This is a genomic window from Methylobacterium sp. A54F, assembly GCF_053346035.1.
This window is the reverse complement of record NZ_JBKFBF010000016.1, coordinates 1-14,360: the sequence shown is the minus strand read 5'-3', so window position 1 is coordinate 14,360 and position 14,360 is coordinate 1. Positions and strand designations below refer to the sequence as shown.

Annotated in this window: 13 protein-coding genes; 7 read left to right on the top strand and 6 right to left on the bottom strand. The window is 77.0% G+C overall.

Annotated elements, in window-relative coordinates; all coding sequences use genetic code 11:
- Positions 1-19: 19 nt before the first annotated feature.
- The 4 genes from ACLBXP_RS21820 to ACLBXP_RS21805 are packed head-to-tail and all read right to left on the bottom strand — an operon-like array spanning position 20 to position 7,022.
- The gene (locus ACLBXP_RS21820) at positions 20-3,601 is read right to left on the bottom strand and encodes a tubulin-like doman-containing protein (RefSeq protein WP_447669923.1); all 3,582 of its coding nucleotides are present in this window, start codon (positions 3,599-3,601) and stop codon (positions 20-22) included.
- A 19-nt stretch (positions 3,602-3,620) separates the two neighbouring features.
- Positions 3,621-4,073 carry a hypothetical protein gene (locus ACLBXP_RS21815; RefSeq protein WP_447669922.1) on the bottom strand — a complete coding sequence of 151 codons (453 nt, stop codon included), beginning with the start codon at positions 4,071-4,073 and terminating at the stop codon, positions 3,621-3,623.
- The gene (locus ACLBXP_RS21810; protein WP_447669921.1) at positions 4,070-5,578 is read right to left on the bottom strand and encodes a hypothetical protein; all 1,509 of its coding nucleotides are present in this window, start codon (positions 5,576-5,578) and stop codon (positions 4,070-4,072) included. The genes ACLBXP_RS21815 and ACLBXP_RS21810 overlap by 4 nt, the downstream gene beginning before the upstream one ends.
- Before the next feature lie 19 nt (positions 5,579-5,597).
- Complete coding sequence (locus tag ACLBXP_RS21805; protein ID WP_447669920.1) at positions 5,598-7,022, bottom strand: hypothetical protein; 1,425 nt, start codon at positions 7,020-7,022, stop codon at positions 5,598-5,600.
- Between ACLBXP_RS21805 and ACLBXP_RS21800 the strand changes: the two genes are divergently transcribed.
- The 7 genes from ACLBXP_RS21800 (at position 7,009) to ACLBXP_RS21770 (ending at position 13,133) form a co-directional block, all read left to right on the top strand.
- Positions 7,009-7,176, top strand: coding sequence for a hypothetical protein (locus tag ACLBXP_RS21800; protein WP_447669919.1), 168 nt, complete (start codon positions 7,009-7,011; stop codon positions 7,174-7,176). The genes ACLBXP_RS21805 and ACLBXP_RS21800 overlap by 14 nt on opposite strands.
- Before the next feature lie 221 nt (positions 7,177-7,397).
- A complete protein-coding gene (locus tag ACLBXP_RS21795; protein ID WP_447669918.1) occupies positions 7,398-7,655 on the top strand; it encodes a hypothetical protein in 258 nt (85 codons plus the stop codon).
- Between the two features lie 174 nt (positions 7,656-7,829).
- Positions 7,830-8,933 (top strand): sensor histidine kinase, encoded by a 1,104-nt coding sequence (locus tag ACLBXP_RS21790; protein WP_447669917.1) that lies wholly within the window; start codon positions 7,830-7,832, stop codon positions 8,931-8,933.
- A complete protein-coding gene (locus ACLBXP_RS21785; protein ID WP_447669916.1) occupies positions 8,930-9,586 on the top strand; it encodes a response regulator transcription factor in 657 nt (218 codons plus the stop codon). The genes ACLBXP_RS21790 and ACLBXP_RS21785 overlap by 4 nt, the downstream gene beginning before the upstream one ends.
- A gap of 176 nt (positions 9,587-9,762) precedes the next feature.
- The gene (locus ACLBXP_RS21780; protein ID WP_447669915.1) at positions 9,763-10,938 is read left to right on the top strand and encodes a 2OG-Fe(II) oxygenase; all 1,176 of its coding nucleotides are present in this window, start codon (positions 9,763-9,765) and stop codon (positions 10,936-10,938) included.
- 63 nt (positions 10,939-11,001) lie between these two features.
- Complete coding sequence (locus tag ACLBXP_RS21775) at positions 11,002-11,886, top strand: EamA family transporter (protein ID WP_447669914.1); 885 nt, start codon at positions 11,002-11,004, stop codon at positions 11,884-11,886.
- 101 nt (positions 11,887-11,987) lie between these two features.
- The gene (locus ACLBXP_RS21770) at positions 11,988-13,133 is read left to right on the top strand and encodes a hypothetical protein (protein ID WP_447669913.1); all 1,146 of its coding nucleotides are present in this window, start codon (positions 11,988-11,990) and stop codon (positions 13,131-13,133) included.
- A gap of 194 nt (positions 13,134-13,327) precedes the next feature.
- On the opposite strand, the gene ACLBXP_RS21765 is transcribed toward ACLBXP_RS21770, so the two are convergent.
- Both ACLBXP_RS21765 and ACLBXP_RS21760 read right to left on the bottom strand, forming a co-directional pair.
- Complete coding sequence (locus tag ACLBXP_RS21765; protein WP_447669912.1) at positions 13,328-14,011, bottom strand: hypothetical protein; 684 nt, start codon at positions 14,009-14,011, stop codon at positions 13,328-13,330.
- Between the two features lie 182 nt (positions 14,012-14,193).
- The coding region (locus tag ACLBXP_RS21760) for a LuxR C-terminal-related transcriptional regulator (RefSeq protein WP_447670000.1) at positions 14,194-14,360 on the bottom strand (167 nt) is incomplete at its 5' end.

Here is a 14,360-nt window from a genome sequence, read left to right as displayed (position 1 = left end):
GCCGGGCCCGGCCCGGGCTTCACTGCACCGGAGGCGCGGGGGGGCCCTGCGGGTCGGCCGGGGCGGCGCCCGCGAGGAGAGCCCGGGCGAGGTCGGGGTGCCGGGCCGCGGGCATCCAGGCGCCGCCCTCGGGATGGACCGGCGTGTCGGGGCGCAGCACCCCGGCGCGGGCGAGCGCCAGGAGCTCGCCGAGGGCGAGGGGGCCCTCCACCGCCGCGCCGCGGAAGACGTAGAGGCGAGCGGCGGGCGGCGGCGCTGGCCGGGCCGGGCCGGCCTCGCCTACCAGCCGGGCCAGCGCCTCGGGCGCGAAGCCCTCGGGATCGATCCGGCGCTTGTCGGTGGCCCGCAGCTCGGGCGGGTCCTCGGGGTCCCGGCTCGCCTCGGCGGGGTCGATGTCGGCGAGGGAGCCGTCGATCGGCCGGGTCCAGGCTTCCAGGCCGTCGAGGAGGCGGGCCTCCAGCGCCTCCGCCTCCGGCAGGGCGGCCGCGCGGCGGTAGTGCCCGGCGAGGTCGAGCGCCACCGCGTGGGCGAGGCCGCCGACCCGGTCCTCGGCATCGTGGCGGATCGGCCGCCGCCGGGGCGCGTAGGCCCGCCGCCCGGTCCAGCCGAGCAGCGCGCCGAGGGCGAGGCGCTGCAGGGACGCGAGCCCCGCCTCCACGGCCGCGACCCGGGCGGCGACGGCGGCGGCCTGCCCGGGATCGAACGCGCGCCGCCGGAGCGTGCGCTCCGCGCCGATGCTGCGCCGGTCGCCGGGCTCGAACTCGAAGCGGTACAGCCCGGCGCCGTCGCGGCGGATCACCCCCAGGCAGGCGGCGCGCAGGAACAGGCCGAGATCGGCGCGGGCCCGGGCGATCTCGGCGGAGGTCGGCAGGGCGGGGTCGGGGAAGCGCACGAAGTCGCGGTGGTTGTGGAGCGGGATCGCGTCGAGCCGGTCGAGCTCCTGCGCGTAGGCCGCCCGCCACTCGGGCCGAAGGGGGGCCAGCACGTCGAGGGGGATCCCCGACAATTCGCAGGTGCAGACGATGCGCCCCGTGACGCCGGATTCGCAGTAGCCGACGGCGACCCCGCCGAGGCGCGCCGGCAGCGCCGCCGTCAGGGTCGGCCCGAACTCCGCCGCGAAGGCGCGGGCCCCCGCGACCGCGACGATCAGCTTGAACTGGTCGGGCGCCGGCCGGAAGGCCTCGAAGCGGGCCTGGATCCAGGGCATCGCCCGGGCCAGCATGGTCTCCAGGGCCTCCCGGCGGGCGGCGGGCGGCATCGCGCGCAGGGCCTGCGCGGCGGTGGGCAGGGCGGCCCGGCGTGGGGCGAGCCGGCCCCGCGCGTGTCCGCGCAGGACGGCGAGGACGCGCGTCCGGCCCGCCTCGCCGGACAGGAGGCCGAACCCCGCCCGGACACCGCCGAGGACACGCACCGCCTCCCGCCCGGCCTCCCGGGCGCCCGCATCCTCGGGGGCCGGGGGCAGGTCCCCGGCCGGCAGGACCAGGAAGGTCCCGCCCGAGGGCCTGGCGAGGGTGGCGCGGATCTCGGCGGCTTCCTGCGCGAGCCCGGCGACGAGCCGCTCCGCCTCGGCCCGGCCGCGCAGGAGGAGGCCGAGCCAGCCGTCGTAGCGGGCGGGCGCCCCCTCGGGGCCCGCCACGCGGCCGCCGAGGGCGGCGGCGACCCGGCGCAGCAGGACCGCCGCCTCGCCCGCCGCGAGCGCGCGCAGGCGGAACTGGGCGGCGTCGCGCAGGTCCGCGCGCGCCTGATCGAGGTAGGCCTCCGCGTCGGCCCGGTGCGAGAACAGGCGCCCCGCCCGGACGGCCGAGAGGCGCGCGAGGGAGGCCGAGAAGTGCTCGGAGAGCATCGCGTCGGCGTGGCGCCCGTGGGCGTCGGCCGCCGCCGCCAGCCGCCGGGCCGCGCCGTCCTCGGCCTCGATCGCCTCCCGGACCTGCACCAGGAGGGCGAGGGCGTAGGCGAGGCCGCCCCGCTCGGGATCGTCGAGGATGCGGTCGAGGGCGGCGGCGATCTCGCCCTCGGGCCCGAGCCAGGCGGTCTCGAGGCGCGCGCGGGCGGCCGCCACCTCGGCGCCGCGGGGCCCGTGGAGGCCCGCCTGCCCGACCCGCCCGAGGATGTCCTCGCGCAGGCCGTCCGAGACCGCCCGCAGGGCTGCCGGCCAGTCGCGGGTGGGCCCGACCGCGGTGCGGATCGCCTCCACCGCGGCCTCGACGGCGAGGGCGAGGTCGTCGGCGATCGAGCTGCCGTCGGGGCGCTGCAGCAGGCGGCCGATTAGGTCGTACTCGGCGATGGCGGGGGGCTCGGGCCGCAGCACGGCGGGGAAGCGGTCGAAGGCCGAGAAGCGCAGGCCGAGGCGCTCGGCCAGGAAGCGGTCGCGCGCCTCCGGGCCCGGCAGGGGGCGGGCGGGCCCGAGGCCGAAGGCATCCTCCACCACCGCCCGCATCGCCTCGGCGGCCTCGGCCTCCCAGGCCAAGCTGCCGCGGGTGGCGAGCACCGCCTGCCCCAGGCTCGAATAGCCGAGCGCGTAGGCGGCGGCCGCACCGCCGGCCTCGGCCGGCAGGGGCGGCACCCAGGGGCGCATCTTGTGCTGGGTCTGGTTGACGCCCACCGAGCGCTTGGCGGCGGCGAAGTCCGAGTTGCCGAAATCCTCGAACAGCACGTCGGCAATCATCTCGTGGAGGTCGGCGACGCTCGCCGTGCGCTGGTCGGCGAGGTTGTGGGTGTCGAAGAGGTAGACCTCCGAGAAGGGTCGCGCCGCGGGAGCGTCCGGGCCGGCCGCGTAGGGGGGCTCGGGCGCGCCGCGCATGGTGTATTCGAGCTCGGAGAGCGCCGCGAAGCCGTTGGCGAAGACCCGGGCCCGGTTCGCGCCCGCGTAGCCCGAGGGCAGCACCAGGAACAGCTCCACGGAGGCCGGCCGGGCCGGGCTCGCCAGCCCGGACAGGGCGTAGCCGGCATCCAGGAAGGCGCCCGAGCCGGTGCCGCCGGCGGCCGAGGCCACCACCACGATGCGCAGGTCCGTGCCGACCGACAGGCCGAGGGCCGAGAGCCGCGCCTCGTTCGTGAGGTTGGCGAGCACCGCGCCGGCCTGCGCCGCCACCCGCTCGACGAAGCTCGCGCGAGCATCGAAGAACAGGAGCCGCGCGATGCAGCGGACCTGGCCCGCCCCCTTGGCGGCGTCGATGCGCGAGAGGTCGTGGGTCGGCAGCCAGGCGTCGATCTCCGGGTAGCGCCGGCGCTCCGCCTGGTAGCGGGCGAGGTCGACCGCCCGCTGCAGGGTCTCGCCCTCCGTGAAGGCGACCTTGGCGGCCAGGGGGTCGGTGCGGGCGGCCCGGTCCGATTCCCGCGCCTCCGCGGTGTCGGTGTCGAGGTAGAGGAAGGCGGCGGCCGGGAAGTCAGCGAGCGATTCGAGCCGGGTGCCGTTCCACTCCGCCCCGAGGATGCGGCGGCGCAGGCGGAGCAGCACCTCCTTGCCGGTGCCTCCGAGGGCGACGAACACCGTCGGCCGCACCGGCAGCCGCCGCTCGCCGAGCTCGACCGCCGCGGGATCCGGGCTCGGCACGGGACTTGGGATGGAACTCGGCATGGAACTCGGCATGGAACTCGACATGCGCCACCTCCGCGAACGGTCAGCGCGTGCGGCTCGGGGCGCGCACGAACAGGACGAGGAACATCCCGAACACGACGGCGCACAGCACGAAGGCGGGGCCGGTGAGGAGCCAGCGGTCCCAGGCCGCGCCCACCGTGGCGCTGACCGCCACGAGGGCCGTGAGGGCAAGGGCCGCGAACAGGGTCCAGGCGGCGGCGTTGGCGGCGTCGAGGGTGGCGCGGCGGTCGCGCAGGTGGTTCTTCACCGCGAGCCGCACGATCAGGAAGGCGCCGAGCAGGACGCAGAGGATCCCGGCGCCGGCCGCGACCTCGAGGCCCGTGGGCGCGGGCCTCAGCGCACCGAAGGGCGAGGGCGCCTCGGTCGCGCGTGTCTCTCCCGCGCGTGTCTCTCCCGCGCGCGCCTCGCCCGGGCGGGAGGCCGGCCCCGGGGCGAGGGGGATCGTGAAGTCGCGGGGCGGCTCGGGGGCTCTCATCCGGCGGTCTCGCGCGGGGGCAGGCGGGTCGCCTCGGCCGTCCGCCCGAGGCCGCGGCGGACGCGCCACGCCCCTCCGTCCGGCGCCCGCAGGGTGACGGCGCCGAGGGGCCGCAGGGCAATCCGGCGGGGATAGGGCCCGAGCATCACGGTGAGGGGGCGGGGCAGGGCCGCGTACGCCGCCCCGGCGCCGCCGGCCACGAGCAGGGCGAGGCCGCCGAGGCCGAGGCCGACGAGCGGCCAGGGCGAGGCGGAGATTTCGATGCGCACCGGCAGGGCCGCCCGGGCCTCCCCGAGGCGGCTCTGGTCGAGCAGGAGCTCGGGCAGGGCGCCCCGCCCCTCGGCCGGCCGGCCCTCGGCAAGGAGGCCGCCCCCGAAGACCGGCCGGACGCGCTCCAGGAAGGCGGGGTCGAGCTCGAGGTCGAGGCCGGTGAGGCGCAGGGAGAGCAGGCCGTCCAGCCGGCGGCTTCCGGTCAGGGCCGGCTCGGCCGGGAGTGGCGGAAGGGTCAGGGCGATCTCGAAGGGATCGCTCTCGGCCTCGGGCGCGATGCCGGCGAGCCGGTCCGGGGCGACGGCGGCGGCGACCGCGGCCTCTCCGTCCGCCCCGCGCCAGTCCGCCGCGAGGCCCGCCGCGCGGATGCGCTGCGGGTAGAGGGCATTGCGCAGGCGCGCCCGCAGCCGCAGGGTCAGGGTGTCTGGCCCGCGCGGGACGCGGATCACGAGGACGCCGCCCTCGCTGCCGGCCTCCAGGCCCGGCGGCCCCGCGACGGACTCGACGCGCAGGGGCAGGGCGCCGCCGGGGGGCTTCAGGAGGACGGGGGGCTGCGCGAACAGGGCCCGCAGAGGGCTGCCCTCCGCGGACAGGGCCTCCAGCGCCGCGCCCCCCGCCCGGCCGTGGCCGATGCCGTAGACCAGGAAGCCGCCCTCCGCGAAGTTCGGGCCCCGCACCGCCATCCGGACGGGCCAGGCGAGGACGCGGGTGAGGCCCGGGGAGCCGCGCAGGCTCGCCGCGAAGGCGCGGGTGTTGCGGGCGACCTCGGGCCCGTTCGAGGGGGCGTTGCGGTTGTTCGTGACCATCCAGACCACGCCGTCCCGGCCGCCCAACACCTCGCCGACGGCGGCGAGGAGCGCGCCATTGAGATCTGCGTCCGCGAAGGCGCCCCCCGGCTTGCGGGGCAGGTCCAGGCCTGCGAGCGCCGCGGCGATGCGGCCGCTCTCGTAGGGGCCGTCGTGCAGGACCTGCGGCGAGGAGCGGCCGGGGACCTGCCCGCGCTGGTTGAAGGCTGCGAGCACCACCCGGCCGCTGCCGGCCCCGGTCGCCGCCACGAGCGCCGCCACCAGGGGGCGGAACCGCGAGGCGGGGTCCGTCAGGAAGGGCTCCATCCAGCCCGAGTTCTGGACGAGGTAGACCTGCGGGACCTCGACGGCCGCCGCCGGGCGCGCCGCCGCGAGCCCGAGGAGGACGAGCAGCCCGAGCCGGCGGCGGCGTGCGGTCCGGGGCGCCATCGGCCTCACCGGACGCGCCTCACCGGAGGCTCATGGGCATGCCGAAGCAGCGGCCCTCCGCCCGGCTGCACAGGTAGAGCGCCCGCCCCATCGGGAAGGCCGAGGCGTCGTGCAGCGAGCTTACCGCCAGGGCGAGGTCGAGGTCGTGCAGGCCGCCGCCGTGGGCGTGGTGGAGGATGTGGGCCAGCACGGGCGCCCGCAGGGGCTCCCCGCGCAGGAAGGCGGCGGCCCCCTCCGCGGGGCGCACCGCCATCAGGATGGTGTCGCGGGCCAGGCCGAGGAGCGGCACGAGGAGGTGGCCCGCGTAGCGCCCGAGGGTCAGGCTCTCGGCGGGCGCCTCCCAGGGCACGGCGTGCCGGTCGGCCCCCGCGTAGGTGACGCCGCCGGCCGAGAGGTGCGGCCCGTCGAGGGCGCGCAGGGGCATGCCGGGGACCAGGGCGGCGTAGTGGTAGCGCCCCGCCGCAAGGCCGAGCTGATGGTGGACGTCCCGCCCGTCCCGGAAGGGGCGCTGGGCCAGGATCGGCGCGAAGCCCTCCGGCCAGGGCACCCGCACCGCCTCGTCGGTGTCGGCGCGGGCGATGACGACGGCCGAGGCGCCGACGAAGAGCAGGTCCTCGACGCCGTTGGCGAAGGGCGCCGCGAAGGGCGCGGGCGCGTCGAGCGGCCCGAGGTCCGTGACAGTGAGGGGTCCCTCCGCCTCGGCGCCGCGCAGCCTCAGCCGCGCGAGGAGGAGCCGGCCGGCCCGGGCGGCGGGCAGCACCAGGCATCCGGCCCGCCAGGCCGGCGCCGAGAGGAAGCGCAGGCCCGGCAGGGCGTGGCGCGCCGCCGCGAGGTTCGTCCCGATCTGGGGCAGTGGGACGGTGACGAGGGCGTCGCGGCCCGCGAAGGCGAGGCCGTCCGGCCCCGCCACCAGGGCGTGGGCGTGGGGCGGCAGGTCGGCCGGGGGCAGGCGCCCGAGGGAGGCCCAGCGCCCGGCCAGCGCGTCGAACCATTCGAGGGAGCCCAGCGTCTCGCCGTGGAGGTAGAGCGCGCTCGGGCGGCCCGCGGCGAACAGGGCCGGCAGACCCCGGCTCAGGGGGACCTCCCGCAGGCCGTCCTTGTCGAGGTGCAGGGTGCGCCCGTCCGGCCGGGCGCCGGGGCCGGCGTAGGGCCAGCCGAAGGTGTCGGTCCCGAGGAGCGGCTCGGAGAGCGGACGGCCCGTGCGCGGGCAATGCGAGAAGCCGGCCGGGTAGGCGCGGTTCTCGGGGTCGCGCCGGACGCCCAGGAAGGCGATCCGCCCATCCGAGGCGGCGAGGCGGTGATCGCCGATTCGCACCTCGCGGGCGATCCCGCCCTCGAAGCGCCAGAATTGGCGCCCGGACAGGTTCGTGACCGACGGCTCCGGATCGATCGGCCAGATCTCGGCGGACGCCGCGGGATCGTCGAAGGCCATGGCGCTGGACATCACCTTCGCAGCAAGCGCAGCCATCGACCGGGGTGCCGCGCAATCCTCGATCGTCCTCGGACAACTGATCCGCTACAGGAGTCTCAAATTCGAACCGATCCGGCAACAGTCTTTCGATGTTTTTCTGTCACTGATCGATCGAAACCATAAGTAATTCTCGGTTGAAATACGGATCGTTAAATTCCACCTTAGGTAATAGGCTCGGCGGCCCGCCGCCGATGTCCGCGGGACCCGCATCGGCGGGCTTGGCCCGTGTGCCGAAACGCACGAGGGGTCCGCCACGAACGGGCCCGATTGTTGCCACATTTCGGAAAGCGTGGCAGATCCTGTCTCGAAGTGGGACGGCGGATGCCCCGCCGCCCAGGAGCCGCGGCCATGGCCGTCCCCACCCGCAACGCACCCGTCTCCCACCCCCTCCCGGCCGCCGGCACGGAGCCGGTGGCCGTCCTGCGCGCCCGCGCCCGCGCGGATGCCGACCGCTTCCGGCGCCTGGCCGCGGTCGCCCTGCGCGACGGGGCCCCGCGGGGGGCTCTGCGCGCCGCGAACGCCCGGGCCGCCGCGCGCAGCGTGCTCGCCTACGCGCGCCGCATGTCCGTCCTGGCGGCCCCCGCCCCGGAAACGACGGACGCCTGATACGCGCTCCGCTGGATCGAAGCGGAACTCGTGTCAGCCAGGCCCGCGCGGCGCATGAGCGAAGCCGATCTCCGCCATCGCGAAGCGATCGCACGGAAATCGGATGAGGCCGCTTCCGTCCGGGCCACGCCTGGCCCATAGGATCCGCCGCGAACCGGAGGGTCCGAGCCCGCCATGGAACCGACGAACCCGGCCGGGCGCGCCGAGACGGCGCGGGCGGAGGCTCCCGCCGGGGGCCCGCGCTGGCCTCTGCCGCTCGCCGGGGCCCTCATCCTCGGCATCCTCGCGGCCGACATCGCGACGCCGGCCGACAACGTCTCGATCTGCTTCGCCTACACGCTGCCGATCCTGCTCGGGGTCTATGCGCGCCCGCGCAGCGCCTTCGCGCTGGCGCTCGCCAGCACGCTGGCCTCGCTCATCGGCTCGTTCATCCGGCCGCCGGGGGGCGGCATCGCGGTGCCCTTCGTGGCGAACCGCGGCATCGCCGTCACGGCGCAGTGGCTCGTCGCCTACCTGATCGAGCAGCGCCGCCGCGCCCGCGCCCTCGTCGAGGGCCACCTGGAGGCGGAGCGCCGCAAGGCCGAGACCGGGCGGCGCTTCGTGCAGATCCTCACCCACGAGATCGCCACCGCCCTCACCGCCATCGGGGGCCACAGCGCCCGCCTCGCCAAGCTCGCCCCCGGCATCGCGCCCGCGGAGATCGTGGCCCGCTCCGAGAAGATCGGTCAGGCCGCGGCCCGGCTCGACGCGCTGGTCAACCGCATCCGGGAGGCGGCCGAGGTGGGGGAGGGCGACCTCGCGCCGACCCCGGTGCCGATCGAGGCCGGCCCCTTCCTGGCGGCGCTGCAGGCCGAGCACGGGGGCGAGGGCGGCCCGAACCTGATCCTCGGGGCCGACGAGACCGTGATCCACGCGGATCGCGATCTCCTGTATCAGGCTGTCTCGAACCTGATCGGGAACGCCGTGAAATACTCGAGCGCGCCCGCGGAGGTCACCGTGACGGTCGCACGCTCGGCGCTCACAGGAGGCGCGGCGATCACGGTCGGCGACCGCGGCATCGGCATCGCGCCGGACGAGGTCGGGCGGGTGCTCGAACCCTATTACCGCGCCCGCAACAGCGGCGGAATCCGGGGGCTCGGCCTCGGGCTGCATCTCGTGCGCCACACCGTCGAGGCGCACGGCGGCAGCGTGCACATCGCCAGCACGCCGGGGGCGGGCACCCGCGTCAGCCTGCATCTTCCGCCGGGGCCCAAACTGCCGCCGGGACCCAGGCCGTGAGCCGCCCCCGCATCCTCTGCGTCGAGGACGACCGGCCGATCGCCGAGCTGATCGAGGAGGTGCTGGCCGAGGCCGGATTCTGCGTGACCGTGGCGGGGAGCGGCCCGGAGGGCCTGGCGCGGCTCGCCGGGGACTGGGCGCTCGTGATCTGCGACATCGACCTGCCGGGCTTCGGCGGCCTCGACCTCCTGCGCCGGGCCCGGGCCGGGGCGGTGCCGGGCCCGCTCCCGCCCTTCGTGTTCCTGACGGCGTTCGGGCAGCGCGCCAACCAGATCGAGGCGCGCCGGCTCGGCTGCGACGACTTCGTGACGAAGCCCGTCGACTTCGAGCTGCTCGTCGCGGTGCTGCGCAACGTGATCCAGCGCGCCCCCGGGCCGGCAGGGCGGAACGGAGCAGTCCAGGCGATCGAGCCGGCGGCCGGAGACCCGGCGCCGGCCGGACCGGCGACCGGCAACGTGCGCCTCACCGCGCGGGAGCGCGAGATCGTGACCTGGGTCTCGCGGGGCAAGTCCTCGGCGGACGTCGCGCAGATCGTCGGCATCAGCGAGCGCACCGTGAACTTCCACATCGAGAACGTGATGCGCAAGCTCGGCGTCGCCACGCGCATGCAGGCGGCGATCACATGCCTGACGCAGGGTCTCATCGAGGCTTGAGCGCGCTCCGCCGCCTCCGGATTTGGCCGCGGGAGGGGACGATCGCGGCGCGCGGACGGTCGGGCCCCGCGTCGGCGCGCGACCGGGAGCGGCCCGGGCGGGACCTGTCAGGGTTGCCAGTATCCGGCCGGGCGGGCGCCCCCTAGCGAGGGGCGTCCCGTTCCGGATGCCCCGCGATGAACGCCCAGACCCCGACGCTCCCCGCCGCCGCGCCCCTCTCCCCCGGCGACCCCTTTCCCCAGGTCGCGCCACGCACGCAGGGGCGGCCGCGCTTCGCCATCGACACCCTGGCGGGACGCTACATCGTGCTCTGCTTCCACGGCTCGGCGGCCGACCCGGCGGGGCGGGCGGCGCTGCACGCGGTGCTCGCCCACCGGGACCGCTTCGACGACGTCCGCGCGAGCGTCTTCGCGGTGAGCGTCGACCCTGCGGACGAGAGCGAGGGCCGGGTGCGCGACCTGATGCCGGGCGTGCGCTTCGTGTTCGACTTCGACGGCGGCCTGAGCCGGCGCTGCGGCGCGCTCACCGGCGGCCCCGAGGGCGAGCCGCGGCCCTACCGGCAATCCTGGATGGTCGTGGACCCGACGCTGCACGTCGCGGCGACCTTCCCGCTCACCGAGGACGGCACCGCGGCGGTCTTCGCCTACCTCGACGGCCTGCCGGCACCGGCCGCCTACGCGGGCTTCGAGATTCCGGCGCCCGTCCTGCTGCTGCCGAACGTGTTCGAGCCGGGCCTCTGCCGCCACCTGATCGGCCTCTACGACGCCGAGGACCGCGCGGAGAGCGGCGTGATGCGCGGCGGCGTCGGGGTGATTGATGCCGGCTTCAAGAAGCGGCGCGACTACATGGTTGAGGATCCGGCCCTGATGCGCGAGATCCAGGCCCGGATCATGCGCCGGGTGGTGCCGGAGATCGAGCGGCTGTTCTTCATGCGGATCACCCGCATGGAGCGCTACCTCGTCGGCTGCTACGCCGCGGAGGACGGGGGTCACTTCAGCCCCCACCGGGACAACACGCAGGGGATCACCGCGCACCGTCGCTTCGCGGTCTCGATCAACCTCTCGGGCGACTTCGACGGGGGCGCGGTGAGCTTCCCCGAGTACAACCTGCGCGGATACAAGGCGCCGCCCGGCTGGGCCGTGATCTTCCCCTGCAACATCCTGCACGCGGTGGGGCGGGTCACGCGGGGACGCCGCTACGCCTTCCTGCCCTTCGTCTACGACGATGCCGGCGCCCGCATCCGCGCCGCCGGCCTCGCCCAGGGGGCCGGGCAGGAGCCCGCCGAGGTGCCCGCCGAGGTGCCCGCAGCGGTGCCCGCGCAGCCGCAGGGTATCGCGGGCACCGCCGCCTAGGACCGGCGCCCCGACCCCGAGGGACCGGTCGCCTCGCGCGCGGGTTCCGGCTATGGCCGGGCCATGCCCCACCCTCACGCCGGCACCGCGCCGCTCGCGGCCACCCTCGTGCCCGTCGGGGCCCTGGCCGGCGGCATCGTCTCGCTCACGGTCGGCACGGCGCTGGCCAAGGGGCTGTTCCCCGAGGTCGGCGCGGCCGGCACCACGGCCTTCCGGGTCGGGTTCTCGGCCCTCATGCTGCTCGCGGCCTGGCGCCCCTGGCGCCGGCCGGTCTCGGCGCGGGAGGCTGCCACCATCGCCCTGTTCGGCACCGTGCTGGGGGCCATGAACCTGCTGTTCTACCAGGCGATCCGCACCCTCCCGATGGGCATTGCCGTGGCGATCGAGTTCAGCGGGCCCCTGGCGGTGGCGCTCGCGGGCTCCCGCCGGGCGTCGGACTTCGTGTGGATCGGCTTCGCGGTGCTGGGCCTCGGGCTCCTCCTGCCGCTCGGCGGCGCGGGCCGGCTCGACCCGGCGGGCATCGGCTTCGCCCTCGCGGCGGCGCTCGCCTGGGCGCTCTACATCGTGCTCGGGCAGCGGGCGGGCCGAATCCACGGGGGGCAGGCGGTCTCCCTCGGCATGACGGCCGCGGCGCTGTTCGTGCTGCCCTTCGGGATCGCGGAGGCCGGCTCCCGGCTCCTCGAGCCGCGGCTGATGCTGCTCGGCCTCGTGGCCGCGGCCCTGTCGAGCGCGCTGCCCTACTCCCTGGAGATGGTGGCCCTGAAGCGCCTGCCGGCGCCGGCCTTCGGGGTCCTGCTCAGCATGGAGCCCGCCATCGCGGCGCTCTCGGCCTTCGCGATCCTCGGCGAGCGGCTGAGCGGCGTGCAGTGGCTCGCCGTCCTCAGCATCATCGTGGCCTCGGCCGGCACCGCGGCGAGCGCGCACCGGCGCGCCCGCCCGCAGGCCTGAGCGCCCACGGCCAGGCTACCTCCTTTGGGCGTCTGGCGAGGGACCGCCCCGGGATCGAGACTCGTCCGGATAGAGGATCCGGATCGAGGCGGGCCGAGGCTATGCTCAAGTGGATCGCGCTGCTCGTCGGGACCTCGGGGCTCATCGGGTTCCTGCTGCTCGGGAGCCGCAGCCCCGCAAGCCCGGACGAGGCCGCGGGCCTGCCGGCCAGGCCCGGCCCCGAGGCGGCCGCCCCGGATCCGACGCCGACCCTGGAGCAGGAGATCGCCGCCCTGCGCCTCCAGCTCGAGACCGAGCAGCGGCACGGCCGGGCGGTCTCCGACCAGCTCGCGGCGGCGCGCGGCGAGGCCGCGACGCTGCGGCAGGCCGCCATGCAGGCTCCGCCCCCCCGGGAGCCGCAGGTGCCGGAGCCCGCGGTGCAAGCGCCGCAGGAACGGCGCGCTGCGGAGGCGGATCCGCAGGCTGCGGAGCCTCAGGCGCAGGGCGAGGCACGCGGGCCGGATCCGGCGGAGCGGGCCGCGCTGGTCGCCGAGATCGACGCCCTGAAAACGCAGGCCGCGGCGCGGGCGCGGGAGGCGGCGGCCGCGGCGGACGCCCTCGGCCGCCGCCTCGCCGCGGCCGAGGAGCTCGCCGCGGACCGGGCTCAGGCCCTCGCAGCGAGCCGGCGGAAGGTCGACGCCGCCGTCGAGGCCGGCGCCCGGGAGACCGCGCGGGCGGAGAGCCTCGCCGACACCCTGGCGCGCCTGCGCGACGAGCAGGAGGCGGCCCAGGATACCACCCGGGCCGTGGCCGCGGCCGCCGCCCAGGACGCCGCCCGCGCGGAGGCCCACGCGGCGGCGGAGCGCCGCGCCGAGCGGACGGCCCTCGCCGACGAGATCGCGCGCCTCGACCGGGCGCTGGGGGCGCTGCCGCGCTTCGCGGCCCTCGGGCCCCTGCCGGCGGCGCTTTCCAGGGGGGATGCTTCCAGGGCTGACGTTCCCAGGGCTGACGCCCCCAGAGTGGACGTTCCCCGGGCGGGCACGCGCGTCCGGGGAGCGCCGGCCGAAACCGCCGAGCGCGGCTCCGCCCGGGACCGGTCCCGGGCCCGCGCGGTCCGCGAGGCCGAGGAAGATCCGGATCGCACCGCGGCGACCGGCCGGCGCCCGCGGCCGGCGCGCCTCGTCCAGGCGGGATCGCGCCAGGGCCCGCGGAGCCCGAACGCGGCGGGCTTCCTCCTGCCCCCCGGCCTGCGGCCGATCGGGTTCTGATCCTGCGGGGGACCGGGGTCGCGGGCCGGCCCGAGAGCCCGACGCCGCCCGGACCCGAAGGATCGGCAGGCTCGCGGCTGGAGAATTCCCGGGGACGCGCACCGGCCGCCGCAGCGGACAAGCCGCGGCCCTGGCGCTGCGCGCAGGCCAGGGCCGCTCGACGGATGAGGGTCCCCTCGGCGGGGGACGCCGCCTCAGGAGGCGCGGGTTCCGGGGCTGGCGGCGAGCCGGCTGCGGCGGATCGGGGGCCGGGTCACGAAGGCGTTCACGATCCCGCCGCGGCGGTCGACGATGCAGGTGAGGGTGCTGAGCCGGACCTCGTAGCGGTCCGCCCGCGCGTAGGTGATGCGGAAGCGGACGGGGGCGACGTAGTGGCCCCGCCCGTCGCGGCGCTCGCGCCCCGCCGAGACCGCCTCCACCTCCCGGGCGCCGAGCTTCTGTGCCGCGCCCTGGACCGTGGCGCGGCAGATCCCCACCGTGCGGTTCGGCCCGGCCGCGGCCCGCAGCGGGCGGCCGACCGTGGCGAGGGCGGCCCGGGTGCCGCGCACCGGACCGGTGGCGGGAACATCGGCCTCGAGGATGCGCTCGCGCCGGCCGCCGGTGATCGGGGAGATCTGCCAGGGCATCTGCCAGGTCGCCGCCGAGCTGCCGGGCACCCCGGATCCGGGCGCTGCGGCGGGCGGAACCAGGGGCGGGCGGCCCGCGGCGTCGGGCGCGCCCGCGTGAGGTGCATTCGCGGGCGGCAGCGCAGCGAGGGAGACGGGCGCCCGCCGGGCCGCCGTCTCGACGCAGCCGGACAGGAGGAGCGCGGCCAGGAGGCCGGCGCCGGCGGCGAGGGCCGGCGCGGGAAGGCGGATGGCGGCAGGTGAGGGCATCATGGGACGTGCGCCTCCGCGGGGCTCCGGGACCGGCGCATCCGGACGCCCCGGAACGCGGGCCGGAGGCCGGGCGGCGTCGGGGCCTTGCCCGGCGCCGGACCTGGAAGCCGCGTGCCTCTTCTGCGGGCTGCGGCGTCCGGGCTCGGCGGGTGGGGCAGGGGCCTCGCGCACCGTTGGTTCGGCTAGTCCTCGGAACCGAAGTACCGGTTGGTGAGGTAGGCGACCTCGGTGCGGTTCTTGGCCTTGAGCTTCTTCATGATGTTGCGCACGTGCACCTTCACGGTGCTCTCGCACATGTTCAGCTCGTAGGCGATGATCTTGTTGGGCGTGCCCTTGCGCAGCGCCCGCG